Consider the following 25297-nt stretch of genomic DNA (forward strand, 5'->3'; position numbering starts at 1 on the left):
GGGGGGCCCCCCCGCCCCCCGGGCGGGGGCCCGCCCCCCGGCCGGGGCCCGGCGGGGCGCCGCCCCCCCCCCTGGGGGGGGGGGCCGCCCCCACGACCCACCAGTTCGCGGGCCTGGCCGATGCCGGCTCCCGCGTGCGCGGGGGCCACCGGGCACACCGTCATTCGTAGCGTCCCCAGAACCTGGCGACGCCGTCCGCCAGGCGGCCGTAAGGGTTGAGGCCGCTGAGTTCCACGGCGCTTGTGGTCACGCCGAAGAAGGCTCGCCGGAGAATCAGGCCGACCTCTTGAGATTCCAGGTAGGTACGGGCGACTGCCCGGTCGACGTCGATGAACAGGCCCTCGTCCGTATCGCTCGTCGCCATTCCTTCAGAGCCGACGACGACGTGACTCCATATTCGAGGAATGAGGCTCCGCAACTCTTTCTGGGATTCGCGAGAATGGACCGGCTTCCCGTCCAGATCGAGAACTCCAGTATCGAACAGTTTGCACCATTTTTCCGACAAGGCGCACAAACTTTCCGTATCGGTGAGGCTCTCGCACCCTTCGAGGACCTCCTTCGCGTCGGCTCGAAGGGTCTCGATCACGGGATCGATCTCCGCTTCACGGGGAAGTCGTATCCTCCGGGCCGTTCGCCTTGCGAGGTCCTCGACAGCGGCCCGCGAATCGGCGCCCCTGTCACCGGCGCCCTGGGGCTCCTTGAACCACAGCGGCTCCCATTCGGGCGAGTGCAGCGTATTTCCGGCCGCCAGAGCGGTGGAGGAAACATCGGTCAGCCTCTCGCCGCGAGGAAGCCAGTCGAAACTGGCCCGCACGTCGTCTCGCGGCGTACGTGAAAGGCAGTCGATCTGAGCCCTTCCACGATATCGAGGAACCATCAGATACCACAGGCAGGCCCCCATGGCCATTTCTGCCGCTTCTTGGTGACCGTCCTCTTGACAGCCGCAATCGATAACGCGGTCCGTCACGGCGGCCAACGCGTTGGCGTAGCCGATTACGCTGCCGCTCCCCTTTGCGGACAGTGCCACATGAAGTTCGTTGAACGCCTCTCGGCTTGTATAGTCGGAGATGACATCGATGATGTCATTGTACCGAATGAGATTCTCGACGGCGCGCTTCATCCGGCCACAGGTCTGGATCGCTTGAAAACATCCGAGTTCATCCGAGAGGTGCCTGTACTCGGCTGTCCCCATGGCCAGGCGGTAGAAGCCGACCATGTCCCCGTCCCACCAACGGGCCACCAGGTATTCGTCGGGCGTGACGATCTCGGGAGCAGGCAGGCAATCTTCTTCCCCGCCTGAAGAATCCAGACAGGACTCCGTCATGGAATTCTTCATCAGGATGACCGCGTCGGTCACCGCCGAATCCTTCAGGGCCTGTGTCGCGGCTTTCCCGCCCAGGCACGCGAGACCTTCACTTGCTGCTGCGACGTATGAATCATAACCGCCCCCGGCTGAATCATCAGGGGCGCCGGGGTAGTCGACAGCCATAGTGAGGTTGCGCGTCGCTCCGCAGAGATCGAGCATCCGGCCGTCACGGACTCGCGGGATCTGCCAACGATAGATACTGGCAAAGAAGTCACGCAAAATCATCGGTATCGCCGCTTCGGCCGACGCGGCGTTTCGCGCCACGTACTCGTCCAGCAGCCTGCGAACCTCCCCTCCTTTTTTCGGATTAATTTCGGAGAGTAAATCCATCGCCTTGGACTGCGCTCCTTCCGCTCCCCATAGCTCGCGCCTCACCAAGGAGACCACATTCATCACCGTTTCAGCGACAGGGCTTGATTCTATCGACTCCCGCAGCTCGCCTGAATGCGCGGCCCGGATCACCTTCCAGCCCATATCGTCGCCCTGGTGATGCCGCCGCACTTTCCCGGACACGTGCGGAGTGTACGACGGCTCCGCAATCATGTACGTGGTCGCATCGCTATCCGAGTTCGGCGCCCCCTCGCCCTGGGCCCGGACCGCCTCCTTCCCCTCCGGGTTCATCCGAATATCGGCCAACTGAGTAAAACGTGTGCTGCCGGCATCGATGAGGCCACAGGATTCGGCACTCCACACATTGGCGAACGCGTCCATATGGCGCAACTCCTTCAGACGTTTCCGCGGAATTTTCCCGTGCAGCGCATGCAGGCCGTTGGACGGCTATCCGGCGAATCAGCCGGACAATCTCGACAGGGGACAGATGCAGCACTGTCGCAGCGAGCTGACGCCCCCGGAGCGATGCGCCAAGCGGAACAGACTTCCATCTGAACGCACTCTGCTGTGCCGGGCCAGACCAGCCCCGACCAGAATGTGTTGCAAGTTGCCCCGTGTTGAAAGCCTCTGATGACTCTCGCCGAGTGGGTGGATCAGTTCTGGGGCTGGGCAGGTGCCTTGTATGGTGCGGCGTCTTGAACCGACCGACGCACGGCGGCGGCAGACCGAGCCGTTGTTGCCGGTGGGGCGGCTGTTCCGTGGAACGGCACCCTGACCGTGAGAACGATCGTCAGCCGGCTTCGCGACACCGCTCAAGAGCCATCGGAAGCGAAGCGACCTAGGTGGTGGGGCCGGATGGTAAGCGGCCGGGCGCCGAATCTCCCCTTGCGGGCCCTGCTCGACGAAGCTCGGTGGACGGGGCGGGAACTGGCTGCCGCGGTCAATGCGTGCGGCGGCGAGAACGGCCTGATGCTGCGTTACGACCGTACGTCGGTCGCTCACTGGCTCGCCGGTACCCGCCCCTCCGCTCATATCGCCGAACTGGTCGCCGAAGCTCTCTCCCGCAGGCTCCACCGCCCCATTACGCTCGCCGACACGAATCTGGCCCGCCCCGATCACCCGACCCCCGCGAACGCCGCGCCTCGACAAGCGGAGGATCCGGTGGCGCGCCTGGTCGAGCTCGCCGGAACCGGCCGCGGCCGACGGGCGGTGCCGCGGCCCATGGCCTACAGCACCGGCACAACGCTCCCCGGCCTGCCCTCGCCCCTCTCCGCCGGCAGCCCTGCACCCACTTCTGCGTCCGCCGCCGCCAAGGTGGGGCCCGTGCACGGGCAGTCGGCGGAACTGATGGTCAAAGTCTTCGCGGACAGCGACGCGATGTTCGGCGGCGGCCGCGCCCGCACCGCGCTGACCGCCTACCTGGCCACCGACGTCGCCGGCCGGCTGCGTGCCCCCGCGAGTGCCAGTACCAGACGCCGTCTCCTCCGGACGGCATCCCAACTCGCCTACCTGGCCGGCTACATGTGCTTCGACGAGCATCTCAACGGCGTCGCCCAGGTCTACTACCGCAGCGCCGCCGAGTTCGCGGCGGCGGCGAGCGACCTGGTCGGGTACAGCACCGCGCTGCGCGCCATGAGCATCCAGGCCTACCACCTCGGCCACCGCGCCCAAGCCCTGGACCTGGCCGAGGCCGCCGGCCGCCACCACCACCGGGTGCCCGGCGGGCAGGCGGGGCTGCTCACCGCGCAATTGGCGGTGGCGGAGGCCGGGCGGGGCGACCGGCGAGCCTCCTTCAGCCATCTCGCCCAGGCCGAACGCCTCCTGGACCAGGGGGAAGACGATCAGGGCACCATCGGCGTCTACCATCCGGCGGCACTCGCCCACCAGGAAGCCGAGGTGCTGCTGTGTACGGGGGACCGTGCCGGTGCGATCCGCGCCCTGAACCTCTCACTGCGGCACCGGCCCGCGGGGGAACGGCGGGCACGCGCCTTGACCACCGCCCGCCTGGCCCACCTCCACTTCGACCAGGGCAGCATTGAGGAAGCCGCCGCCCGGTGCCACGCCTTCCTCGACGACGCGACAGGTCTGCAGTCCACGCGCGCCGATCAGGTGCTGGCGTCCCTGCGTTCCCGGCTACGCACCCACCAGCGATCGGCCGCGGTGCGGACGGTGATCGAGCGTCTCGACCAGGCGCGGCACACCGAATCCGCCGGCGCCTGAAGGAGCGTCAGGCACTTCCCCGGCGGCCGCGGGCATCGCCGTGGTGAACGTCTCCTGACGCGTCACCGCACACGGCCCCAGCCCCGAGAGCGCCTCCAGCACCCCGGACACCGCAGCCGGCGATACGCCGGATACGGCCGTCACCCCGACCGCGCCCGCCCCCGACAGCCACTGCGGCCGCACGTCACCGGCCGCCCCCGCCGCGTAGGCCCCCGTGCCCGCACGCTCCAGGACCGCCACCGCCGGCCGGGCGGCCCGCACGGGCCCTACCACCAGCACGACCTGGCACGCGGCCGCCAGCCCGCGCAACGTACGGATCCGGTCACCGGCGGCGTGGCAGTACGTGGCCGGGTCCTGCGGCAGCACATGGCCGAACCGGGCCCGCACCGCCTCCGCGACCCGCTCCGTCTCTTCCACCGGCAGCCCCGGCTGAAGCACCACCGCCACCCGTGCGTCGTCCGCCACCCGTACACGCCGGGCGCCCTCCTCGCTCTCCACCACGCGTACCGCCCCGGGCGCCTGGCGCACCAGGCCGGCCGCCACCGCATCGCCGGGCCGCCCCACCACGATCACCGTCTCCCCCATCGCGGCGAACCTGCGTACTTCGTCCTGGGCCGCCGCGATCAGCGGACACCCCGTATCCACCGGCCTCACTCCCCGCGAGGCCAAGCCGGCGCGGATCGCGGGCGGCGCTCCTTCCGGTCCGATGATCACCGTCGCGCCGTCGGGTACGGCCTCCACGTCCATAGCCGTCACCAGGACCCGACCGGTCCTGCCGTCCCGTTCCAGAGCCGGTTCCAACACCGCGCCGCCGAGCAGGGCGAGGGGGCCGGCCCCGGACGCCAGCGCCGCGTCCACCGCGGTCAGGGTCCGACGCGCACCTCCGCACCACGGATCCGTCCCGGCCACGACCACCCGGCGCGTACGCATCACCCTCGTCCACACCGCGAGAGCCCGGGCCACCGCCGGCTCCGACACCGGCGCCGACACCGCACCCAGCCCCACCGCACGCCCGTCCCGCCCTACGTAGGACAGCAACTGCCCCACCGAACCCGCCGCCTCGCCCCCGCACTCCGAGCCGGACCGCGTCACAGAGTCCGCGAACCGCACGGACAGTCCCGTACGCCGTAACTCCCCCGCCAAAAGCTCCGCACCCCGGCACTCCACATGGCCGCGCCCGGTATGGACCACCGCCCGCGCGACCACCACGTCACCCGCCGGCACCGCGTCCGGCGCCGTCCACCGATGCGATCTGAGCGTCCTTTGCACCTGCCTCTGTCCTCCAATCCGTACCCGGATGTCTGAGCAATCCCTGGTACACGGACAGACGGCCGCGACGAAAGCGGGAACGCCGCACTCGGAGTTCCCCGCCCGGCCCCCGACCAGGTGGGAACAGGATCGGAGGTTCCCACTGGGCGGAATTCACAAACGCGCAAGCGTTCAACGCGTGCACGCACCCGAAGTCGGCCCGGCCTTCCGCGGGTTCTCGTCCGGGCGTGTACTGGGAGACGCGGGACGGCGCCAGTCGGCCACTCCGCAGGCTTTCAACTCCCGGAATGGCGAGGGATTCTCATGGCTATGTCCGCGCGGGCCGACAGTCCTCCGCTGGATTTCGCGGAGATCCGCAGCGATGTAGAGGCGGTGTTGGACGGCTTCCTGGCAGCCAAGACTCACGTCGGCGCCGGGGGCGGCCGGGCCGTTGCGGACGAGGGCGCGGAAACGCTGCGCGCCTTCCTGAGCGGGGGCGGCAAAAGGATGCGGCCCATTCTGTGTGCCGTCGGCTGGTGCGCGGGGGGCGGCGGTCCACTGCCGCCCCAGGTGCTGCGGGTGGCCGGTTCCCTGGAGATGTTCCACGCGTTCGCCCTCATACATGACGACCTCATGGACTGTTCCAGCAGCCGTCGCGGCCGCCCCACGGTCCACCGGGCACTCTCGGCGCGCTACCGTCCGGGCAGGACCGCCGAGGCCGCCGACCAGCTCGGGGCGAACGCCGCGATGCTCATCGGCGACCTGGCACTGGCCTGGTCCGACGAGCTGCTGCATACCGCGGGTCTGACAGCGGGCGAGCTCGCCAGGGTCCTCCCCGTGGTCGACGCCATGCGAACCGAGGTGATGTACGGCCAGTACCTCGACCTCACCTCCACGGGACACCCCACGCCCGATGTCGACCGGTCCCTGGCGATCAGCCGGTACAAGACGGCCAAGTACACCGTCGAGCGGCCGCTTCACATCGGCGCGATCCTCGCCGACGCCGGGCCGCCGGTGCTGTCCGCGCTCAGCGCCTTCGCCCTCCCCGCCGGCGAGGCCTTCCAGCTCCGTGACGATCTTCTGGGTGTGTACGGCGACCCCGCCGCCACCGGAAAGCCGGCCCTGGACGATCTGCGAGACGGCAAAGCCACCGCCCTGATAGCCCTCGCCCTGCGACGTGCGTCCTCCGCCCAGATCAGCGAAGTACGCCCGCTCCTCGGATGCCCCACCCTCACCGAAGCGCAGGCAGAGGTCGCAAGGGGCGTCATATCCGATACCGGCGCCCGCGCCCGAGTCGAAGACATGATTCGCGTCCGTCATGAGAAAGCCGTACAGGCGCTGCGGAACGCGGACCTGCCGACCGAGGCCGTCGAGTACCTCACCGACATCGCACGCCTCCTGGTCGAGCGGGACCAGTGAACAGCGGTGCGGGCCTGGCGAGTTCGCGCAGGCTCCCCCACCGCACCCGACCGGCGGCTAGGCCCTGTCGTACGGTTCACGGATGTACGCTCGCCTTGCACGTGATCGCGGACCGCGCGTTCCCGCCCGGCCCCACGGCGGCGGGCGCGGCGCCTCCGACCCGCCGTCGTCGCAGGTCGGGGAAGTCTGGGGTGGAGGTGCCCGGAGCCGGACTTGAACCGGCACGGCCCGAGGGCCAGCGAGGTTTAAGCTCGCCGTGTCTGCATTCCACCATCCGGGCAGGGGCCCTCGGTCCGTGCGTACAGGGAGGCGCACGGCCCTCCCCTTGGAGAGCATGACGAGCCTAGCCCCGAGCGGCCCCCCGAACAGCGGAACGTTGGCCCGAGGTTGTCTTATTTTATTGGCAACTGAGGGTGCATCAGTACCCGGCCGACGCCAACGGCACATGCCACGGGCTGTTCCCGACCGGTCACCCTCCCGTCAGGGCCCGGAGGCGGAATTGTCGCAATCTCGCCGCCCCGAACGGGCCGCGGCCGTCGTTCCGGGGTCAGGGTCGCGCTCCTACCAAAGGATGATGTGACTCCTGCGCGGTACCTCCCTGGTCTCCCAAGGGAACGGGAGCAGGGTCTGATCCCCGGGCGGCTTTCGGCACGGACCATGGTGTCAGTCCCCAAAAAGCTCGTTCCGACAGGAGTCCCCCGCCGTGACCACCTCCCCCTTCGGCGCCCAGACCGCCGTACGCACCACCGCGGTGGCCGCCCGCGCCACGGATCTGACCAAGGTCTACGGACAGGGCGAGACCCAGGTGGTCGCGCTGGACGCCGTCTCCCTCGACTTCCACCAGGCGGAATTCACCGCGATCATGGGCCCCTCCGGGTCCGGCAAGTCGACGCTGATGCACTGCATGGCCGGGCTCGACTCGGTCTCCGGCGGTTCGGCCCGGATCGGCGACGTGGAGCTGACCGCGCTCAGCGACAAGAAGCTCACCCAGCTGCGCCGCGACAAGATCGGCTTCATCTTCCAGGCGTTCAACCTGCTCCCCACGCTCAACGCCCTGGAGAACATCACGCTCCCCATGGACATCGCCGGCCGCAAGCCCGACAAGAAGTGGCTGGACATGGTCGTCGACACCGTCGGCCTCTCCGGGCGGCTCAAGCACCGGCCCAACCAGCTCTCCGGCGGTCAGCAGCAGCGCGTCGCCGTCGCCCGCGCCCTCGCCGGCCGCCCCGAGATCATGTTCGCCGACGAGCCCACCGGAAACCTCGACTCCCGCTCCGGCGCCGAGGTCCTCGGCTTCCTGCGGAACTCCGTGCGCGAGCTCGGCCAGACCGTCGTCATGGTCACCCACGACCCGGTGGCGGCCGCCTACGCCGACCGCGTCGTCTTCCTCGCCGACGGGCGGCTCGTCGACGAGCTGCGCGAGCCCACCGCGGACGCCGTGCTCGACCGGATGAAGCGCTTCGACGCCCGGGGGCGCACCAGCTGAGCCGACGGAGCCGCTGAGCAGGCGCGCCGAGTCGGCCGGGCCGAGCGGACGCCCCGCCTCCCCGGCCCGTACGAGCCGATGGCCCGAGCCCGCCCGTAGGAGCCGACGCCGGCCCCGGCCCGCCCGTACGAGCCGACGCCGACGCCGACCCGCCCGTACGAGCTCAGCCGCCGCAGCACACCCCGCCCCCACCCGCCCAGACTTCCCCGCAGCCCCCGCGCCCCGGCCCCGTGCCCGGCCGACCACGGGCGCGGAGCCTCCCCCCAGGACTGACCATGTTCCGTACCGCCTTGCGCAATGTGCTCGCGCACAAGGCCAGGCTGCTGATGACCGTGCTCGCCGTCATGCTCGGCGTCGCCTTCGTCTCAGGCACCCTGGTCTTCACCTCGACCATCACCGGCGCTCTCCAGAAGAGCTCGGAAAAGGGCTTCACCAACACCGACATCGCCATCACCCCCTCGGGGTCCTCCGACAACAACAGCAACGAGGGCACCGACAAGCCCAGTGAGTGGCACGAGCTGCGCCAGAGCCTGCTGACGAAGGTCTCCAAGGTGCCCGGCGTCGACTCGGTCACCGGCACCGTCAGCGGCTTCGCCGCCGTCTCCGGCAAGGACGGCAAGCTCGTCGGCAACGGCTTCACCTCCGCCGGCGGCAACTACTACGCCGGCAAGGGCGGCGCCGATATCCGGTACCCGCTCAAGGACGGCCGCGCGCCGCACAGCCCCCACGAGATCGTGCTCGACACCAAGACGGCCGACCGCGCGGGCGTCAAGGTCGGCGACACCGTCCGGATGTCGGTCAACGGACCCGTCCTGAAGCAGAAGGTCGTCGGCGTCTTCACCACCGACGACGGCAACGTCACGGCCGGCGGCAGCCTCGCGCTCTTCGACACCCGAACGGCGCAGAAGCTCTACAGCAAGCCCGGCGAGTTCAGCGAGATCGACGTGAAGGCCGCACCGGGCACCTCCCAGGCCACGCTCAAGAGCGCGATCGACAAGGTCCTCCCCCACACCGCCAAGTCCACCACCGGCCAGAAGCTCGCCGACGACCAGGCCAAGGCCATCGCCACGAGCATGAGCGGCATGCAGACCGGCCTGCTGGTCTTCGCCGGCATCGCGCTCTTCGTCGGCATCTTCATCATCGCCAACACCTTCACCATGCTGGTCTCGCAGCGCACCAAGGAGCTGGCGCTGATGCGGGCGGTCGGCGCGAGCCGCCGCCAGGTGACCCGTTCCGTGCTCATCGAGGCGTTCGTGGTCGGCGCGATCGCCGCCGTCACCGGTCTCCTCGCGGGCATCGGCATCGGCGCCGCGCTGCGCGCCCTGATGAACGGCAACGGCGCCACCGTCCCCGACGGCCCGCTCGTCATCGAGCCCTCCACGATCGTGATCTCGCTGATCGTCGGCATCGTGGTGACCATGCTCGCCGCCTGGCTGCCGGGCCGCCGCGCCGCGAAGATCCCGCCGATCGCCGCCATGAACAGCGTGCACGCGGTCGCCACCACCCGGTCCCTGGTCGTCCGCAACACCATCGGCGCGCTGTTCTCCGGCGCGGGCATCGCCGCCGTACTGGCCGCCACGGGCATGGGCGCGGACAGCGGCAAGGGCGTGCTGGGCCTGGGCGCCGGGCTGCTGCTGATCGGGGTGTTCGTGCTGACCCCGCTGCTGTCCCGGCCGCTGATCGCCGCCGCCGGGCCCGTACTGCGCGCCTTCGGGATCTCCGGCAAGCTCGCCCGGCAGAACGCGGTCCGCAACCCCCGCCGCACCGCCGCCACGGCCTCCGCGCTGATGATCGGCCTCACCCTGATCACCGGTCTGACCGTCATCGCGGGCAGCGTCCAGAAGGCCGTCGGCAAGATGGCCACGGACTCCCTCAAGGCCGACTACGTCGTCTCCATGGCGAGCAAGCTCCCGCTCTCCCCGCAGGTCAGCAAGGACATCGCCGCCGACCCGAACGTCATCGCGTCCAGCCCGATGCGCAGCTCGGGCGCCCACATCAACGGCGACAGCGGCTATCTGACGGGCGTCAACGGCAAGGACCTCGACAAGCTCACCAAGCTCGACCTCGCTTCCGGGTCCCTGAACGTCGGCGGCCACAACACCGTCATGGACGAGGACTCCGCCAAGGAGCACGGTCTGAAGGCCGGCTCCTCCTACGTCGCGACCTTCGAGGACGGCAAGAAGAGCCGGATGACGGTCTCGGGCGTCTACAAGGGCAACGAGCTGATGCGCGGCATCCTGGTCGACACCGCCACCCTCGATCCGCACCAGAAGGACGCCACCGACCGGCAGGTGCTGGTCAAGACCAAGGACGGCGCGGGCGAGAGCTCCAAGGACGCGCTGCGCACGTCGCTCGGCGACAACCCGGCCATCCAGATCCAGGACAAGGGCGACATCGTCAACGAGATCGCCTCGATGGTCAACCTGATGCTGAACATGCTCTACGGGCTGCTCGCCATGGCCGTGATCGTCGCGGTGCTCGGCGTCGTCAACACCCTGGCCATGTCGGTCTTCGAGCGCTCCCAGGAGATCGGGATGCTGCGCGCCATCGGCCTGGACCGCAAGGGCATCAAGCGGATGGTGCGGCTGGAGTCGCTGGTCATCTCGGTCTTCGGCGGCGTGCTCGGCCTCGCGCTCGGCGTGTTCTTCGGCTGGGCGGCCGGCGAGCTGATCGGCACCAGCCTGGCCACGTACGAGCTGGTGCTGCCGTGGGGCCGGATGGGGATCTTCCTGCTGCTGTCCGCGCTGGTCGGCATCCTGGCCGCGCTGTGGCCCGCCCGGCGCGCCGCCCGGCTGAACATGCTGACGGCGATCAAGTCGGAGTAGTCCGTTCCACTCCAGCGCGCGCGGATGCCGCGCACAACAGGTCCGGCCCCGCGGTCTCCACCGCGGGGCCGGACCTTTCGCAGTCTTCGGTCAGGAGGCCGTGCCCCACTGCCGCATGCGCAGCGGCGTCCCGGACGTCCCGCTCTCGGGCGTACGGACCGCCAGCACCTGGTTGACGCCGATGCGGTTGCGCTCGAAGGAGAGCGCGGAGGCCGCCATGTACAGCCGCCAGACGCGGGCCCGGCCGGGCGTGGTCAGCCGGACCGCTTCCTTCCAGTGGCGCTCCAGGTTGGCCACCCACTGGCGCAGCGTCAGCGCGTAGTGCTCGCGCAGCGCCTCCACGTCGCGCACCTCGAACCCGGCCTCCTCCAGCTGGGCGACGGTCCGGCCGACCGGGGCCAGCTCGCCGTCCGGGAAGACGTACCGGTCGATGAACTCGTCGACCTGGTAGTTCTCCTCGTCGAGCAGCGGACGGCGGGCGATCTGGTGGTTCAGCAGCCGCCCGCCCGGCTTGAGGAGCCCATGGAGGTCGGCCGCGTACTCCGCGTAGAGCGCCGAGCCGACGTGCTCGGCCATGCCGATCGAGGAGATCGCGTCGTAGGGGCCGTCGTGGATCTGCCGGTAGTCCTGCACCCGGATCTCGACGCGGTCCGTCAGCCCGGCCTCGGCGACGCGCTTGCGCCCGTAGGCGGCCTGCTCCTCGGAGAGCGTGATCCCCACGGCGCGCACGCCGTACTCGCGCGCCGCGTGCAGCACCATCGAGCCCCAGCCGCACCCCACGTCCAGCAGCCGCTGGTCGGCTTCGAGGCCGAGCTTGCGGCAGACGAGGTCGAGCTTGTCGTACTGCGCCTGCTCCAGAGTGGACTCCGGGGACTCCCAGTAGGCGCAGGAGTAGACCATGGAGGGACCCAGCACCAGCTCGTAGAAGTCGTTGCCGACGTCGTAGTGGTGGCTGATGGCCTGCTTGTCGCGGCGCAGGGTGTGCAGCGGTCCGTGGCTCTTGGGGGCCTCCTCGCGCGGCGGCGCGGGCGGCAGGCCGGCCCCGGCGAGCGAGAGGAGCTCGCGGCCGGCGGCGCGCATCCGGGGGTCGCGCACGGCGGCGAGGGCGGTGGACAGTACGGGCTGGCGTCTGGCCGGGGTGCCGCGCTCCCAGATGAGGCCGGCCATCAGGTCGAGGGCTTGGTAGAGGTCGCCCTCCACGTCGATGTCACCGGCCACCCAGCCGCGGGCGAGGCCGAGCTCGCCCGGCTTGTAGAGGAGTCGTCGCAGGGCTCTGCGGTGGCGTATGACGAGCACGGGGGCGCCTGGCGGGCCGGCCTCGCTGTGGTCCCAGGCGCGGATGCGGACCGGGAGCGGGGCTCCCAGCACCTCCTCCGCGAGCGCGGTGAGCCGTCCAGCGGCGTCGGCCATGTCGCACACCTCCGTGGTGGAGCATCAGAGACAAAGTACGTTCACTGACCACGTAAACACCGGAGAGCTTCCATCCCATCCCGGAAACGGCCTGGAATCTGCAAAATAACCCGGTACGCCGAAGGACGCCCACCCCACGGATTGGTGGACGCCCTTCGGTTTCGGTCGTTGTTCGGCCCGGAAGGCCGGGGGCTCCTCAGCCCCGGAAGGCGGGCGAAGCCCGGCCCGACCGCGAGGTCAGGAAGCCTTCGCCTTCTCGCCCTTCGCGGCCTTCTCGCCCTTCGCGGCCTTGTCGGCCTCGTCGCTCTTCCCGGCCGGAGCGGCGGCCTGCGGGGCGGGCTTGGCCGCCTCGTAGAACTCCTCGCGGGGGTGCTCCATCGCGCCGAGGGAGACGACCTCGCGCTTGAGGAACATGCCGAGCGTCCAGTCGGCGAAGACGCGGATCTTGCGGTTGAACGTCGGCATCGCCATGCCGTGGTACGCGCGGTGCATGTACCAGGCGATCCGGCCCTTGAGCTTGATCTTCGTCTTGCCCATGACGATCATCGCGACGCCCTTGTGCAGGCCGAGACCCGCGACCGCACCCTTGTTGGCGTGGCTGTACTCCTTCTGCGGGAAGCCCCGCATGCCGGAGACGACGTTGTCGCCGAGGACCTTGGCCTGGCGCAGCGCGTGCTGGGCGTTCGGCGGGCACCAGGCGTTCTCGTTGCCGGCCTTGCGGCCGACGAGGTCCGGGACCTGGGCGTTGTCGCCGGCGGCCCAGATGTAGTCGGTGCCCTGCACCTGGAGGGTGGCGCCGGTGTCGACGTGGCCGCGCGGGCCCAGCGGCAGGCCGAAGCGCGAGAGGACCGGGTTGGGCTTGACGCCCGCGGTCCACACGATCGTGTTGGCGTCGACCTCAAGGTCGTTGTTGAGCACCACGTGGCCGTCGACGCAGGAGTTCATGCCGGTCTTGAGGTAGACCTCGACGCCGCGGCTCTCCAGGTGCTCCTTGCCCCAGGTGCCCAGCTTCGGGCCGACCTCGGGGAGGATCTTGTCGGCGACGTCCACCAGCAGGAAGCGCATGTCCTCGCGCTTCACGTTGGGGTAGTACTTGGCGGCGTCGCGCGCCATGTCCTCGACCTCGCCGACAGTCTCCGCGCCCGCGAAGCCGCCGCCGATGAAGACGAAGGTCAGCGCCTTGCGGCGGATCTCCTCGTCGGTCGTGGAGTCGGCCTTGTCGAGCTGCTCCAGGACGTGGTTGCGCAGGCCGATGGCCTCCTCGACGCCCTTCATACCGATGCCGTTCTCGGCGAGGCCGGGGATCGGGAAGGTGCGGGAGACGGCGCCCATGGCGATGACCAGGTAGTCGAAGGGCAGCTCGTACGCCTCGCCGACGAGCGGCGCGACGGTGGCGACCTTGCGGTCCTGGTCGATCGTGGTAACGCGGCCGGTGAGGACCTCCGCCTTGGGGAGCACACGCCGCAGCGGCACCACCACATGGCGGGGAGAGATGCTGCCGGCAGCAGCTTCAGGGAGGAAGGGCTGGTACGTCATGTACGAGCGCGGGTCGACGACCGTGACGGTCGCCTCGCCGTACCGCATCTTCTTGAGGATGCGGCGTGCCGCGTACAGGCCTACGTACCCACCGCCTACAACGAGGATCCTGGGACGCTCCGTGGTGCTCATGATTCGAGTATCCAGCACCCGCCCCACGGGGGTTCGTGAGCCCCTTCACAAGGATCGCCCCCCTGTCTGCTACACTCCGCCGCCACCGTGACCGACGCCATAGCCACATCAGGGAACCACAACCCCGCCGAACGCGTTGTTCACCCCCACTGAACTGGCCTTGTGATGCAATCCGCAACTAGACCACTGCCGGTTTTCACACGGACCACACACCCTGGGAAAACGCCCGTAACACATACAACAGGGGCCCCCGTCCCGTGGAACTAGGCCATAGGACCCAGAACCGAGGCCGACAGGCCCTTTTTCCTTGTGAAGAAGTTCACGAACTTTCTCGCGACGGCGGTTCACGGGGCCCGCGGGGCGGGCGGGAGGCCCGCCCCGGGGCGCCCGGGAACAGCCCCGTCACCCGCTCGGCCGAAGCGCGGGCAATGCTGTCGAGCACCTCCCCGGCCCGGGGCGTCGCCCACCATCTCGGCACGTGTACACGCTTCCGCGTACACTGCTCTCATGGCTGAGAACACCGTGACCGTACGGGAAGCCCGCGCGCATCTGGCGGACCACATCAACCGGGCCGAGGAGGGCACGCCTACGCTGATCACCCGCAACGGGGAGCCCGTCGCGGCCGTGGTGCCGATCGCGGACTTCAACGCGCTGGAGGAAGCGGCCGACGTGCTGCTGGCGCGCGAGGCCGAAGCGGTCCTGGCCCAGGGCGGCCCGACCGTGAGCATGGCCGAGCTCCTGGCGGACCTGTTCGACGAGCGCGCCGGCGACGCGGCGTGAAGTACGCGTTCCGGTTCACCGCGGCGGCCCAGCGACAGCTCCGAGCCATCGACCGGCCCGCCGCCATGCGTATCCTGGCCGCGCTGACCGCGCTCGGCGACGACCCTTACCGCGAGGACGCGGACGTCAAAAAACTCACCGGCCCCTCGGGCCTCTACCAACTCCGCGTCGGCAATTACCGGGTCGCCTACCAGGTCGAGGACGGCGAACTCGTCATCCTCGTCGTCAAGGTCGGCGACCGGCGCGACGTGTACCGCAACATCTGAGGCCTACTCGATCCGAGGCCTGCTCGATCTAAGGCCTACTCGATCTAAGGCCTACTCGTCGTCGAGTGCGGCCAGCGCGAAGGCGATGCCGTCCAGGATGTCGTGTTCGCTGACGACGACCTCGGCGGCGCCGGTGCGCTCCATCACCGACTGGAGCACGAGCGCTCCGGCGCCGATGACGTCCACCCGGCCGGGGTGCATCGAGGGGATCGCGGCCCGCTCGTCGTGGGTGGCCGCCAGCAGGGCGCCGGTGACCTCCTTGACCCGCTCGTAGGAGATCCGCGAACGGTGGATGGCGGCCGAGTCGTAGCGCTCCAGGCCGAGTTCGATGGCGGCGACCGTCGTCACGGACCCCGCGAGGCCCACGAGGGTGCGCGGCTCACGCAGCGGAACGGTCTCCTCCGCGAGGTCGAGCGCGGCGTCGACGTCGGCCCGTATCGCGCTGATCTCCTCGGCGCTGGGCGGGTCGTGGCGCACGTGCCGCTCCGACATCCGCACGCAGCCGATGTCCACGGAACGGGCGGCGCGCACCCGCTCGCCGCCGACCACGAACTCCGTCGAGCCGCCGCCGATGTCGACGACCAGGTACTCGCCGCCGTCCCCGGCCAGCTCCTTCGTCGCCCCGGTGAAGGAGAACTCGGCCTCCTGGTCGCCGGAGATCACCTCGGGCTCGACGCCCAGGATGTCCAGGACGCCCTGGACGAACTCGTCGCGGTTCTCGGCGTCCCGCGAGGCGGAGGTGGCCACGAAGCGGACCCGCTCCGCGCCGTGCTCCTTGATCACCGCGGCGTACTCGCGGCACGCGGCGAACGTCCGCTCCAGCGCCTCGGGCGCGAGCCTGCCCGTACGGTCCACGCCCTGGCCGAGGCGGACGATCGTCATCCGGCGGTCGAGGTCGACCAGCTCGCCGGTGGCCGCGTCGACGTCCGCGACCAGCAGCCGGATGGAGTTCGTACCGCAGTCGACGGCGGCGACGCGCTTCATTCGGCGCCCCCTTCGGCCTGTACGCCCTGCTCCTGGGCGTCCGCCGCCTGGCACGGCGCGACGCACGGGCCCTTGCGCCACCACTCCGGCAGCATCGCGATGGCCTCGTCGCCGAGCGGATTGACGCCCGGCCCCGCCGCCAGCGAATGGCCGACGAGGACGTGCAGGCACTTCACGCGGTCCGGCATGCCGCCCGCGCTCGGGAACCCTTCGAGCACCTCGATGGCGTCGCGGCGGGCGATGTAGTCCTCGTGCGCGGCGCGGTACGCGGCGGCCAGCTCCGGGTCGGTCGCCAGCCGGGCCGTCATCGTCTTCATCACGCCGTCCGCCTCCAGCGTCCCGATCGCGGAGGCCGCGCGGGGGCAGGTCAGGTAATAGAGCGTCGGGAACGGCGTGCCGTCCTCCAGGCGCGGCGCGGTCTCGACCACGTCGGGGTTGCCGCAGGGGCAGCGGTGCGCGATGGAGCGCAGGCCGCGCGGGGGGCGGCCCAGCTGCTCCTTGAACGCGGCGATGTCCGCGTCCGTCGGCGTCGTGGGCTCGGTCTGGGGAGGAGGGGTGTCCATGGGCTCGCTCGTGCTCGGTCTTCTCGTGTCTTCGGTCGGTGGCCCGGATCGTACGCGCCGGGGCCGTACGGACCGGCATCGCGGCCGTACGGGCGGGTGTCGCGCGGGGCCGGGGTCGTACGGGGGGTGTCTGTCGTACGGGGGCGGTGTCTGTCGTACGGGGGGCGGGGTCGTACGGGCCGGTGTCGCGCAGAGGCGGTGCCGTACGGGCCGGTCTTGCGCGCCGGGGCGCCGGGCGGCCCCGGCAGCCCCGCACGGAGGCAGGCGCCCGGCCCGGAGGGGCCCCGTCAGCGCCGCCCGTCGGCCTTGTCCACCCCGTCCCAGAGGTTGTCGGACCAGGAGCGGCCCGCGCCTCCCTGGTCCTTCGGCCGCTTGGCGTCGCCGCCGCCGTCCACCACGCTGTAGCCGGTCTCCCCCGGCCGTACGTAGTGCAGGTGCTCGCGCGCCTGCTGCTCGATGTACGCCGGGTCCTTCAGCCGCGCCTTCTCCTCGCGCAGCCGCTTGACCTCCTCGCGCGCCTTCTGCGACTGCCGCAGCTGGTCGCCGATGTCCGAGCGCTGGGTGATGAACTGCCGCATCGGGTAGGCCAGGGCGACGACCAGCGAGCAGACGACGAGCGCGAGGAGCGCCGCCCGGCCGGTGAGGCGGTTGCGGCGCACGGGCCGGGTCCGGTAGACGCGGGCGGCGGCCTGCTCGCCGAGCGCCTTGAGCCTGGTCGCCGTGGAGAACCGATCCGCCGGCACAGCCGCCTCCCCTGTCTCGCCTGTTGCGTCGCCCTCGTCACCCGTGCGACCCGCGTACGTACACGTCCCCGGCAACGGTACGGGACCGGTGCCGGGGACGCTTCGCTTACGCGCTCAGCCGCGTACGGCCGTGTTCCGCGAGCTCGCGGGCGGTGGTGTCAGCCCTTGAAGCGCGGGAACGCGGAGCGGCCGGCGTAGACCGCCGCGTCGTCGAGGATCTCCTCGATGCGCAGCAGCTGGTTGTACTTGGCGACGCGCTCGGAGCGGGCCGGGGCGCCGGTCTTGATCTGGCCGCAGTTGGTGGCGACGGCCAGGTCGGCGATGGTGACGTCCTCGGTCTCGCCGGAGCGGTGGGACATCATGCACTTGAAGCCGTTGCGCTGGGCCAGCTCGACGGCGTCGAGGGTCTCGGTCAGCGAGCCGATCTGGTTGACCTTGACCAGCAGGGCGTTGGCGGCGCCCTCCTCGATGCCGCGGCCGAGCCGCTCCGGGTTGGTGACGAACAGGTCGTCGCCGACGATCTGGACCTTCTCGCCCAGCTTGTCGGTGAGGACCTTCCAGCCCGCCCAGTCGTCCTCGTACAGCGGGTCCTCGATGGAGACCAGCGGGTAGGAGGCGACGAGCTCCTCGTAGTACTCCGTCATCTGCGCGGCGGAGCGCTCCTGGCCCTCGAAGGCGTAGACGCCGTCCTTGTAGAACTCGGAGGCGGCGACGTCGAGCGCCAGCGCGATGTCCTGGCCGGGCGCGTAACCGGCCTGCTTGATGGCCTCGATGATGAGGTCGAGCGCCTCGCGGTTCGAGCCCAGGTTCGGGGCGAAGCCGCCCTCGTCGCCGAGGCCGGTGGACAGGCCGCGCTCCTTCAGCACGCTCTTGAGCGTGTGGTAGACCTCGGCGCCCCAGCGCAGCGCCTCGGAGAAGGACTCCGCGCCGATCGGCGCGATCATGAACTCCTGGATGTCCACGTTGGAGTCGGCGTGCGAGCCGCCGTTGAGGATGTTCATCATCGGCACCGGCAGCAGGTGCGCGTTCGGGCCGCCGAGGTAGCGGAAGAGCGGCAGGTCGGACGCCTCGGAGGCGGCGTGCGCGACGGCGAGGGAGACGCCGAGGATGGCGTTGGCGCCGAGCGAGGACTTGTCCGCGGTGGCGTCCAGGTCGAACATCGCCTGGTCGATCAGGCGCTGCTCGGTGGCGTCGTAGCCGACGAGCTCCGGGCCGATCTGCTCGATGACGGCGAGGACGGCCTTCTCGACGCCCTTGCCCTGGTAGCGGTTGCGGTCGCCGTCACGCAGCTCCAGCGCCTCGAAGGCACCGGTGGAGGCGCCGGACGGCACGGCGGCACGGCCCGTGGAGCCGTCGTCGAGGCCGACCTCGACCTCGACCGTGGGGTTGCCTCGCGAGTCGAGGATCTCGCGAGCTACGACGACGTCGATGGACGGCACGAGTGTCTCCTTCATGGGGTGACTGGTTTCTGCACCCCGAGCCTAACGGGCCGGGGGACGTCCGCCCGCGCGCAGCCCGGACCGTGAGCGGAAAAATGGGCCGAAGAGCCAGATCAGAGGATGAATGACGGCGTTGTTCGCCGAAGGGGGAATGGGGCGGGAACCGGACAGGTCCGAAGGACCGGCGACGGGCCCCGGATATGCGAGTGCCCCGCTACGGCGCGATCGGGGGGGGGGATGGCGCGCCGGAGCGGGGCGGTCTCTCATGAGCGGAGAGACGGGGGCGGCGGTGAAGCCGCCCCCAGGGAACGGATCAGCTCAGGTGGAGCTGCTGACCCGGGTAGATCAGGTTGGCGTCGGAGACGATGCCCTTGTTCAGGTTGTACAGCTTCTGCCAGCCGCCCTTGACGCCGTGCTCCTTGGCGATCTTGCCGAGGGTGTCGCCGGACTTGACCTTGTACTCGCCGTCGCCCTTCTGGATGGACTTCGGCGCGACGGGCTTCGGCGCGGCCTGCTTGGGGGCCTGCTGCTTCGGAGCCTGCTGCTTCGGCGCGTAGTGCTTGGGGGCCTGCTGCTTCGGCGCGGCCTGGCGCTGGCTGCGGTCCGCGTGCTGCGTGCCGCGGCTGCTGGAGCCGGTGTCGACGCCGGCGGCGGGGCCGCCGGAGGTCAGGTTGCCGGCGCCGGCGCAGGACCAGGCGCCCGGGCCCTGCATGGCGAGCAGCTTCTCGGCGGTGGCGATCTGCTGGCCCTTGGTGGCCTGGTCGGCGCGCGGGGCGTACTGGGTGCCACCCGCGGCGGCCCAGCTGGACTGGTTGAACTGCAGGCCGCCGTAGTAGCCGTTGCCGGTGTTGATCGACCAGTTACCACCGGACTCGCACTGCGCGACCTTGTCCCAGGTGGAGACGGAGGCGGCGGAGGCCGAGGTGGCGCCCATCAGCGGGACGGCGACAGCGGCACCGGCGACGCCGGCGAGCGTGGCGACACGGACGGCCTTGGACGGACGGCGGTGCTTGCCCTTGGAGATAAGCATGTTGGTTTCCTCACCGACGCCTACGAGGTGAGCTGTCGGGTTCGGGCTGTGAGCTGCCCGGCCTCGTGTGCCGGAGCACACGGGGCTTCACCCCTAGCCGTCCCGGTCCCCGTCGGTGTCGACGGGCCGTTCCGGCGGCCTACCTGGTTCCCCCGCTCCTGCCTACGGCGCTTTCGCGACGAATCCAGCGACCGCCGGCAGGATTCGGCGTGGCGATCGTGGTGCTCACGGTGGCGAGCGGTGACGACGTTAAACACACTGCCCAGGAGGGTTCAAACCCCCCTCCCTGACGGCAGTTGCCTCTACTTACCCACAGAAACAGCGCATTTCCGCAGGTGAGAGACGGTAGGGAAAGATCGGACAGGCGGGGAACCCGGGACTGTCAACGAGACCCATGTCTCACTTTCCGCCGGAACGGACATACCGCCCGTACCGTCGGACTCACGTCCCGAGATCAAGCTTTTGACCAGGGAAAATGAGATCGGGGTCGCTTCCCACGGTGCTGTGGTTGCGTTCGTAGAGGGTGTTCCAGCCGCCGGAGACGGAGTGCTCCTCCGCGATCACGGACAGGCTGTCTCCCGACTGCACCGTGTAGTCACGGGGGGCCTGTTGGGGCGTACGGGACGCGTGCCCGCCGCGCGATTCCCCGCCGCGCGAGGCATGCCGGCCGCCGCTCCGCCCGCCGTCGTCCCGCGCGGGGCCTTCGGCGCCGTCGCTCCCCTTGCTCCCCGCGCTCCCCTTCTCCCCCTCATCGGAACCGCCGCGGTGCCGGCCCTCGCCGGACGTCGGTGTGCCCGTGGCCCCGGTCGCGGGGGTGGTGGGGTCGGCGGAGGTCCCAGGGGGCGTGGAAGGGGTGCTGGAGGGCGTCTGGGAGGGCTTGCCGCCGGGCTCGGGGCTCTCGGCCGAACCGGACCCCTTCTTACCGGCGTCCGCCTCACCGGTCCCCTTCTTACCCGGATCACTCGAATCACCCGGGCTGCCCGGACCGCCCGTACCGCTCGGCGTCGTGCTCGGCCCGCCCTTCGGGGAGTGGGTCTTGCCCGAGTCCGTACGGTCGTCGCCCGAGGAGCCCTTCGACGGCCCCGAGCTGTGCGACGGCGCGGGCGACTGGGCGGAGGGCTTCGAGGAGGACTCGGCGGACGGCTTCGAGGAGGGCGCCTCGGAGCTGCCGGGGTCGACGCCGGGGGCCGCGCTGCCGCGCGTGAGACCGGAGGCGACCGCGCAGCCCGACCAGGGCTTGGTGCCCTGGTCGTCCAGGATCTTCTGGGCCACGGCTATCTGCTGGGCGCGGCTGGCCAGGTCGGGTCTCGGCGCGTACGCCCTCCCCCCGTACAGATCCCAGGTCGACTGCGACAGCTGGAGCCCGCCGTAGAAGTCGTTCCCTTTATCGGCGCTCCACGTTCCGCCGCTCTCGCATTGGGCGACGCGGTCCCAGGTCGCGGTGTCCGCGGCGTTCGCACCGGTGGCCGCGAGCAGCGGCATGGCGATTCCGGCGCCCGTCACCCCCGCCGCTACGACGATGGCCGGGACCTGACGGGGGCGGCGGTGTCGACCGTTCCCGGTGCGCATGCGGTTGCCTCTCGTGTGACGGCTGAGTTGTCGGTTGTCGAGTCGTCGGTTGCCGAGTCGTCAGTTACTGAGTCGTCAGTTACTGAGTTGTCGGTTGCCGAGTTGTCGGTTGAAGATAGCGACGCGCTCAGACAGTCACAAGCCGATGTAGCCGAGGTCACGCGGAGGTCACATCGCTTGACGCTTCGTCACTTCTGGCGGGGCGTGAACTCCACGGGCAGCGTGCGCAGTCCGCGCATGATGAGTCCGCCGCGCCACCGCAACTCCTCCGGTTCCGCCGCGAGGCGCAGGTCGGGCAGGCGGCGCAGCAGGGTCGCGAGGGCGGCCCGGCCCTCCAGCCGGGCGAGCGGCGCGCCGATGCAGTAGTGGATGCCGTGCCCGTATCCGAGGTGCTGATTGTCACGTCGCGAGAGGTCGAGGGTGTCCGGATCGGCGAACCGCTCCGGATCGCGGTCCGCCGCCGCCAGCACGACGAGCACGGGGTCGCCGGTGCCGATCCGCTGCCCGCCCAGCGTGATCGGCTCGGTGGCGAACCGCCAGGTCGCCAGCTCCACCGGCCCGTCGTAGCGCAGCAGTTCCTCGATCCCGGTGGCGAGCAGGCTCTCGTCGCCCGCGTCCAGGGCCCGCTGCAGCCGCTCACGCTGGCCGGGGTTGCGCAGCAGCGCGTACGTGCCGTTGCCGATGAGGTTCACGGTCGTCTCGAACCCGGCGAACAGCAGGATGAACGCCATCGCCGCCGCCTCGTTCTCGCTCAGGTGCTCGCCGTGGTCGGAGGCCCGGATCAGCCCCGAGATCAGGTCGTCGCCGAGGTCCGAACGCTTGCGGTGGATCAGCTCCGCCAGATACGTACGCATCTTCTTCACGGAACGGGCCACCCCGCCGCGCGGCCCGCCGCCGTGCCGGATCATCATGCCCGCCCAGTCCCGGAAGTCGTCCTGGTCCTCGCGGGGCACGCCCAGCAGATCGCAGATCGCGTAGATGGGGAGCGGAAAGGCGAACTCATGGATGAGGTCGGCGCTGCCCCGCGCGGCGAAGGCGTCGATGAGGCCGTCCGTCAGGTCCTGTACGCGCGGCGCGAACTCCGCGACCCGGCGCGGCGTGAACGCCTTCGAGACCAGCCGCCGCAGCCGCGTGTGGTCCGGCGGGTCGATGTTCAGCAGATGCGTCATCAGGTTGGCGCTGCGCTCGCCCGGAATGCCGATCTTGCCCTTGCCGTGCGCGGCCTCGGAGTGGTGCACGGGGTTCTTCGACAGCCGCCCGTCGGCGAGCGCCTGCCGGGCGTCCGCGTACCGGGTGACGAGCCATGCCTCGACCCCGCTGGGCAGCTCGGTACGGCGTACGGGCGCGTGCTCGCGCAGCCACGCGTACGCGGGGTAGGGGTCGGCGGCGAATTCCCAGCTGAAGAGTGCGGGGACGGGGGCGTCGGCGTTCTTGTCGTGCACCCCCCGACGCTATAGGAGCCCGCACCCGCCGCCCGAGGGGCGTTCGGGCCTACGTGTGTCCCCCGCCGCCGCTGCCGAAGCCGCCGCTCCCCCCTTCGTTCCACTTGCGCGGCTGCTGCTCCGGGTCGCTGTGGCTGTCCGGGTCCGTCAGCTCGTGCGGCAGGTAACGGTGCCCGTCCGGAGCCAGCTCATCCGTAGCCCGCCCCTCCTTCACATAGCCGAGCGCGTCCCGCTCCCCGTCATGGCCGGGGCCGTGATCGGCGGCCACGGGCCCGCCCCCGCCCTGTTCCTCCGGCGTCTGCCACGAACCGGCTCGCTCCTGCGGCTCCTGCGGCGGAGCGGGCTCCTGCGCCCGCCGCTTGCGCCCGAAGGCCACAGCCCCGATCAGCAGGGCCACCACGATGATCCCGATGGCCAGCGGAGCAATCCCACCACGCAGCCCGTTATCGGCAGCGAGATCAAAAATCTCTGAGTGCATGGCACTGGGGTACCCCCCGATCGCCCAGACATGTCGCCCCATAGGCCGAACGGGTGTACGGACGCAGCGACCCCACTCCGCGGAGCGGACTGCCTGGCGGACCGGCGGGTGAGCTGGACCAGGCACGGCGAGGCCCCGTCCGCATCGGGCCTGGCGGGGCAGGCTCAGTCGTCGGTGACGGTTTTGGCGGGGGTGGGGGTGGGGGTGGGGGTGGACTCCGCGGCGCGGATCGTGTCGCGGTAGGTGCGGGCGGCCGCGCGCAGGGCCGTCTCCGGTTCCGTCCCCTCCGCCTCGGCCCGCACGGCGAGCGCCAGCAGCTCGTACCCGATGCCGGGCCCGTTCGGCGCCTCGACGTCGAGCCCGGCCCCGCGCGCCCGGGAGGCGAGCTTGGCGACGAGGGCGAGGGCGGGCTGGCCGAGCGGTACGCCCTCGGTGACCGACTCGCGCTGCTTCTCGATCGCCTTGGTCCGCATCCAGTGCTCCCGCACGTCTTCGGCGCTCTCCGCGCTCTCCGCCCCGAAGACGTGCGGGTGCCGGTGGATGAGCTTGTCGACGATGGTGCCCGCGACATCGTCGATGGCGAACGGCTCGTCCGGGTCGTCCTGGGCGATGCGCGCGTGGAAGACGACCTGGAGCAGCACATCGCCCAGCTCCTCGCGCACAGCCTCCCTGTCTCCTTCCTCGATGGCTTCGAGCAGTTCGTAGGTCTCCTCGACCGCGTACTTCGCGAGGTCCTCGTGCGTACGGACCCCGCTCCATGGGCAGGCCCGGCGGATCCGGTCCATGACCTGCACCAGGTCGAGCAGGCGCGCCCCCGGCAGGTCGTACGAGCCCGGCAGCAGCTCCAGCGCGGGCATCCGCTCCCGGCCGGAGCCCGCGAGCCGGGCGAGCCCGGCGGTGAGCGCCGACTCGCCCTCCGCCGAGGTGAGGACCACGGCGGTGCGCCCGCCGTCCAGGCAGTAGCCGACCAGCTCACGGGCGTCCGGCACCGCCCGCTCGGCCTCGACGCCGGCCTCCCCCAGATACGGCAGCTGAGGGTGGCCGGGGTCGGCGCACAGCACCCGGTCGGCTGTGCGCAGCACCTGCCAGGCGGGCCACGACAGCAGACCGGGGGCGACCCGGTGGCTGGTGGTCAGCAGGACGATACGGCCGGGGTCGGCCGCACCGTCCGCGGGCCCGGCGCCGCCCTGCGGGGCGGCGGCGCGGTGCGGGGGCGCGATGTCGTGGCGGTCGGAGCCGTCCGGCGCGGAAGCGTTCACGCCGTCGAGCGTAAGCGACCGCTCACATCTGCTGCTCGGGCGGAGCCGTGGCCGCGCGCAGCCACGGCTCACTGGCGGCCTGAGCGGTGCCGCGCCTGGCGTCCCAGCTGCCGTAGCGCGGATTGACGTCGACGCCGATGGACTTGGACGTCGCCATCAGTACCTGGTTGGTGCGGGCGGCCCCCAGCCGCTGGTCCAGCTTGGCGCGGGTGTAGTCCATCTTGATGGCCTGGTCGATCTGGCCCGGCGCGACGCCCAGCGACAGGAACCTGGCCCGCACCGCCTCCGCACCGCCGTTCGCCTTCTCCAGCGCGGCCCGCTGCCGCTGCACCTCACGGCGGGTCACGCCGACCCCGTTGTCCTCGGCGGCCTTGTCCACGATCCGGTACTGGATGAGGCGGACCAAAGTGTCCTGGCCGAGCCTGGGGCTGGCCGCGACGAGCTGCTCGGCCTGCGGCGAGCCCCGCTGCGCGTCCCGTACGTCCTTCACCTGGGCCTGGAGCTGGGACACGCTGATCCGGTCCTTGCCCACGACGGCTGCCGCGCCGGGATGCGGGGTGGAGCCGCACGCGGTGAGCAGGGGGGCCGCGACCAACAGTGCGGCGGCGGAGACGGAGAGCGCAGTCCTGCGGCGGTGCATGGAGCCTCCCGGCGAAGATCTTTTATTGCAAGGGCCGTGATGACAAGGGCCGTACGAAGCCCCTCCTGGAGGGGGTGGCGGTCGGATGACGAGCGGATGACGGGCGGTCGCATCGAGCTGGCGTTGATCGAT

At 70.6% G+C, this 25297-nt stretch carries 20 protein-coding genes, 1 tRNA gene and 1 riboswitch; of the genes, 6 read left to right on the forward strand and 15 right to left on the reverse strand.

The window, feature by feature from the left end; all coding sequences use genetic code 11:
• Nucleotides 1-160: 160 nt before the first annotated feature.
• Nucleotides 161-2077 carry a hypothetical protein gene (locus AB0I49_RS34115; RefSeq protein WP_363231077.1) on the reverse strand — a complete coding sequence of 639 codons (1917 nt, stop codon included), beginning with the start codon at nt 2075-2077 and terminating at the stop codon, nt 161-163.
• A gap of 588 nt (nt 2078-2665) precedes the next feature.
• Between AB0I49_RS34115 and AB0I49_RS34120 the strand changes: the two genes are divergently transcribed.
• Nucleotides 2666-3916, forward strand: a complete 1251-nt coding sequence (locus AB0I49_RS34120; protein WP_363231078.1) for a hypothetical protein — start codon at nt 2666-2668, stop codon at nt 3914-3916.
• Here AB0I49_RS34120 and AB0I49_RS34125 read toward each other — a convergent pair.
• Nucleotides 3830-5026, reverse strand: a complete 1197-nt coding sequence (locus AB0I49_RS34125) for a hypothetical protein (RefSeq protein WP_363231079.1) — start codon at nt 5024-5026, stop codon at nt 3830-3832. The genes AB0I49_RS34120 and AB0I49_RS34125 overlap by 87 nt on opposite strands.
• Before the next feature lie 462 nt (nt 5027-5488).
• Here AB0I49_RS34125 and AB0I49_RS34130 point away from each other — a divergent pair, with 462 nt between their 5' ends.
• Nucleotides 5489-6583, forward strand: a complete 1095-nt coding sequence (locus tag AB0I49_RS34130) for a polyprenyl synthetase family protein (protein WP_363231080.1) — start codon at nt 5489-5491, stop codon at nt 6581-6583.
• A 198-nt stretch (nt 6584-6781) separates the two neighbouring features.
• On the opposite strand, the gene AB0I49_RS34135 is transcribed toward AB0I49_RS34130, so the two are convergent.
• Nucleotides 6782-6863: transfer RNA gene (locus AB0I49_RS34135), tRNA-Leu, on the reverse strand.
• A gap of 423 nt (nt 6864-7286) precedes the next feature.
• Between AB0I49_RS34135 and AB0I49_RS34140 the strand changes: the two genes are divergently transcribed.
• Together AB0I49_RS34140 and AB0I49_RS34145 are read left to right on the forward strand one after the other, a co-directional pair.
• A complete protein-coding gene (locus AB0I49_RS34140; RefSeq protein WP_363231081.1) occupies nt 7287-8069 on the forward strand; it encodes an ABC transporter ATP-binding protein in 783 nt (260 codons plus the stop codon).
• A gap of 275 nt (nt 8070-8344) precedes the next feature.
• On the forward strand, nt 8345-10894 hold the full coding sequence (locus tag AB0I49_RS34145) for an FtsX-like permease family protein (RefSeq protein ID WP_363231082.1): 2550 nt from the start codon (nt 8345-8347) through the stop codon (nt 10892-10894).
• Nucleotides 10895-10984: 90 nt separating this feature from the next.
• On the opposite strand, the gene AB0I49_RS34150 is transcribed toward AB0I49_RS34145, so the two are convergent.
• Together AB0I49_RS34150 and AB0I49_RS34155 are read right to left on the reverse strand one after the other, a co-directional pair.
• Nucleotides 10985-12304: a cyclopropane-fatty-acyl-phospholipid synthase family protein gene (locus AB0I49_RS34150; RefSeq protein WP_363231083.1), complete on the reverse strand. Its 1320-nt coding sequence runs from the start codon at nt 12302-12304 to the stop codon at nt 10985-10987.
• A 237-nt stretch (nt 12305-12541) separates the two neighbouring features.
• The gene (locus tag AB0I49_RS34155) at nt 12542-13972 is read right to left on the reverse strand and encodes an NAD(P)/FAD-dependent oxidoreductase (RefSeq protein ID WP_363231084.1); all 1431 of its coding nucleotides are present in this window, start codon (nt 13970-13972) and stop codon (nt 12542-12544) included.
• A gap of 507 nt (nt 13973-14479) precedes the next feature.
• On the opposite strand from AB0I49_RS34155, the gene AB0I49_RS34160 reads away from it, so the two are divergent.
• Both AB0I49_RS34160 and AB0I49_RS34165 read left to right on the forward strand, forming a co-directional pair.
• On the forward strand, nt 14480-14752 hold the full coding sequence (locus AB0I49_RS34160; RefSeq protein ID WP_363231085.1) for a type II toxin-antitoxin system Phd/YefM family antitoxin: 273 nt from the start codon (nt 14480-14482) through the stop codon (nt 14750-14752).
• Nucleotides 14749-15018, forward strand: coding sequence for a type II toxin-antitoxin system RelE/ParE family toxin (locus tag AB0I49_RS34165; protein WP_363231086.1), 270 nt, complete (start codon nt 14749-14751; stop codon nt 15016-15018). Before AB0I49_RS34160 ends, AB0I49_RS34165 begins: the two co-directional genes overlap by 4 nt.
• 51 nt (nt 15019-15069) lie before the next feature.
• On the opposite strand, the gene AB0I49_RS34170 is transcribed toward AB0I49_RS34165, so the two are convergent.
• The 10 genes from AB0I49_RS34170 to AB0I49_RS34215 all read right to left on the reverse strand — a co-directional run bounded on the left by AB0I49_RS34170 (nt 15070) and on the right by AB0I49_RS34215 (nt 25165).
• The gene (locus AB0I49_RS34170) at nt 15070-16002 is read right to left on the reverse strand and encodes a Ppx/GppA phosphatase family protein (protein WP_363231087.1); all 933 of its coding nucleotides are present in this window, start codon (nt 16000-16002) and stop codon (nt 15070-15072) included.
• Complete coding sequence (locus AB0I49_RS34175) at nt 15999-16565, reverse strand: DUF501 domain-containing protein (protein WP_363231088.1); 567 nt, start codon at nt 16563-16565, stop codon at nt 15999-16001. Before AB0I49_RS34175 ends, AB0I49_RS34170 begins: the two co-directional genes overlap by 4 nt.
• Nucleotides 16566-16852: 287 nt before the next feature.
• The gene (locus AB0I49_RS34180; RefSeq protein WP_363231089.1) at nt 16853-17308 is read right to left on the reverse strand and encodes a septum formation initiator family protein; all 456 of its coding nucleotides are present in this window, start codon (nt 17306-17308) and stop codon (nt 16853-16855) included.
• 158 nt (nt 17309-17466) lie between these two features.
• Nucleotides 17467-18747, reverse strand: coding sequence for a phosphopyruvate hydratase (gene eno / locus AB0I49_RS34185; protein ID WP_363231129.1), 1281 nt, complete (start codon nt 18745-18747; stop codon nt 17467-17469).
• Between the two features lie 313 nt (nt 18748-19060).
• Nucleotides 19061-19777 carry a transglycosylase family protein gene (locus AB0I49_RS34190; RefSeq protein ID WP_363231090.1) on the reverse strand — a complete coding sequence of 239 codons (717 nt, stop codon included), beginning with the start codon at nt 19775-19777 and terminating at the stop codon, nt 19061-19063.
• A 2-nt stretch (nt 19778-19779) separates the two neighbouring features.
• Nucleotides 19780-19924: riboswitch (cyclic di-AMP (ydaO/yuaA leader) on the reverse strand.
• Nucleotides 19925-20218: 294 nt separating this feature from the next.
• The gene (locus AB0I49_RS34195; protein WP_363231091.1) at nt 20219-21346 is read right to left on the reverse strand and encodes a transglycosylase family protein; all 1128 of its coding nucleotides are present in this window, start codon (nt 21344-21346) and stop codon (nt 20219-20221) included.
• A 188-nt stretch (nt 21347-21534) separates the two neighbouring features.
• Nucleotides 21535-22788: a cytochrome P450 gene (locus tag AB0I49_RS34200; RefSeq protein ID WP_363231092.1), complete on the reverse strand. Its 1254-nt coding sequence runs from the start codon at nt 22786-22788 to the stop codon at nt 21535-21537.
• Nucleotides 22789-22837: 49 nt separating this feature from the next.
• Nucleotides 22838-23266, reverse strand: a complete 429-nt coding sequence (locus AB0I49_RS34205) for a DUF6479 family protein (RefSeq protein WP_363231093.1) — start codon at nt 23264-23266, stop codon at nt 22838-22840.
• A gap of 164 nt (nt 23267-23430) precedes the next feature.
• Nucleotides 23431-24486: a nucleoside triphosphate pyrophosphohydrolase gene (locus AB0I49_RS34210; RefSeq protein WP_363231130.1), complete on the reverse strand. Its 1056-nt coding sequence runs from the start codon at nt 24484-24486 to the stop codon at nt 23431-23433.
• Nucleotides 24487-24547: 61 nt separating this feature from the next.
• On the reverse strand, nt 24548-25165 hold the full coding sequence (locus AB0I49_RS34215) for a SurA N-terminal domain-containing protein (protein WP_363231094.1): 618 nt from the start codon (nt 25163-25165) through the stop codon (nt 24548-24550).
• Between the last annotated feature and the right edge of the window lie 132 nt (nt 25166-25297).

The sequence above is a fragment of the Streptomyces sp. NPDC050617 genome, from assembly GCF_040654795.1.
GTDB lineage: Bacteria > Actinomycetota > Actinomycetes > Streptomycetales > Streptomycetaceae > Streptomyces.

Coding starts and splice junctions, on each gene's coding strand:
- AB0I49_RS34170 (WP_363231087.1), bottom strand. CDS start 16,002: ATGAAGCGCGTCGCCGCCGTCGACTGCGGTACGAACTCCATCCGGCTG.
- AB0I49_RS34215 (WP_363231094.1), bottom strand. CDS start 25,165: ATGCACCGCCGCAGGACTGCGCTCTCCGTCTCCGCCGCCGCACTGTTG.
- AB0I49_RS34160 (WP_363231085.1), top strand. CDS start 14,480: ATGGCTGAGAACACCGTGACCGTACGGGAAGCCCGCGCGCATCTGGCG.
- AB0I49_RS34205 (WP_363231093.1), bottom strand. CDS start 23,266: ATGCACTCAGAGATTTTTGATCTCGCTGCCGATAACGGGCTGCGTGGT.
- AB0I49_RS34175 (WP_363231088.1), bottom strand. CDS start 16,565: ATGGACACCCCTCCTCCCCAGACCGAGCCCACGACGCCGACGGACGCG.
- AB0I49_RS34130 (WP_363231080.1), top strand. CDS start 5,489: ATGGCTATGTCCGCGCGGGCCGACAGTCCTCCGCTGGATTTCGCGGAG.
- AB0I49_RS34115 (WP_363231077.1), bottom strand. CDS start 2,077: ATGGACGCGTTCGCCAATGTGTGGAGTGCCGAATCCTGTGGCCTCATC.
- AB0I49_RS34145 (WP_363231082.1), top strand. CDS start 8,345: ATGTTCCGTACCGCCTTGCGCAATGTGCTCGCGCACAAGGCCAGGCTG.
- AB0I49_RS34150 (WP_363231083.1), bottom strand. CDS start 12,304: ATGGCCGACGCCGCTGGACGGCTCACCGCGCTCGCGGAGGAGGTGCTG.
- AB0I49_RS34190 (WP_363231090.1), bottom strand. CDS start 19,777: ATGCTTATCTCCAAGGGCAAGCACCGCCGTCCGTCCAAGGCCGTCCGT.
- AB0I49_RS34120 (WP_363231078.1), top strand. CDS start 2,666: ATGCTGCGTTACGACCGTACGTCGGTCGCTCACTGGCTCGCCGGTACC.
- AB0I49_RS34155 (WP_363231084.1), bottom strand. CDS start 13,972: ATGAGCACCACGGAGCGTCCCAGGATCCTCGTTGTAGGCGGTGGGTAC.
- AB0I49_RS34195 (WP_363231091.1), bottom strand. CDS start 21,346: ATGCGCACCGGGAACGGTCGACACCGCCGCCCCCGTCAGGTCCCGGCC.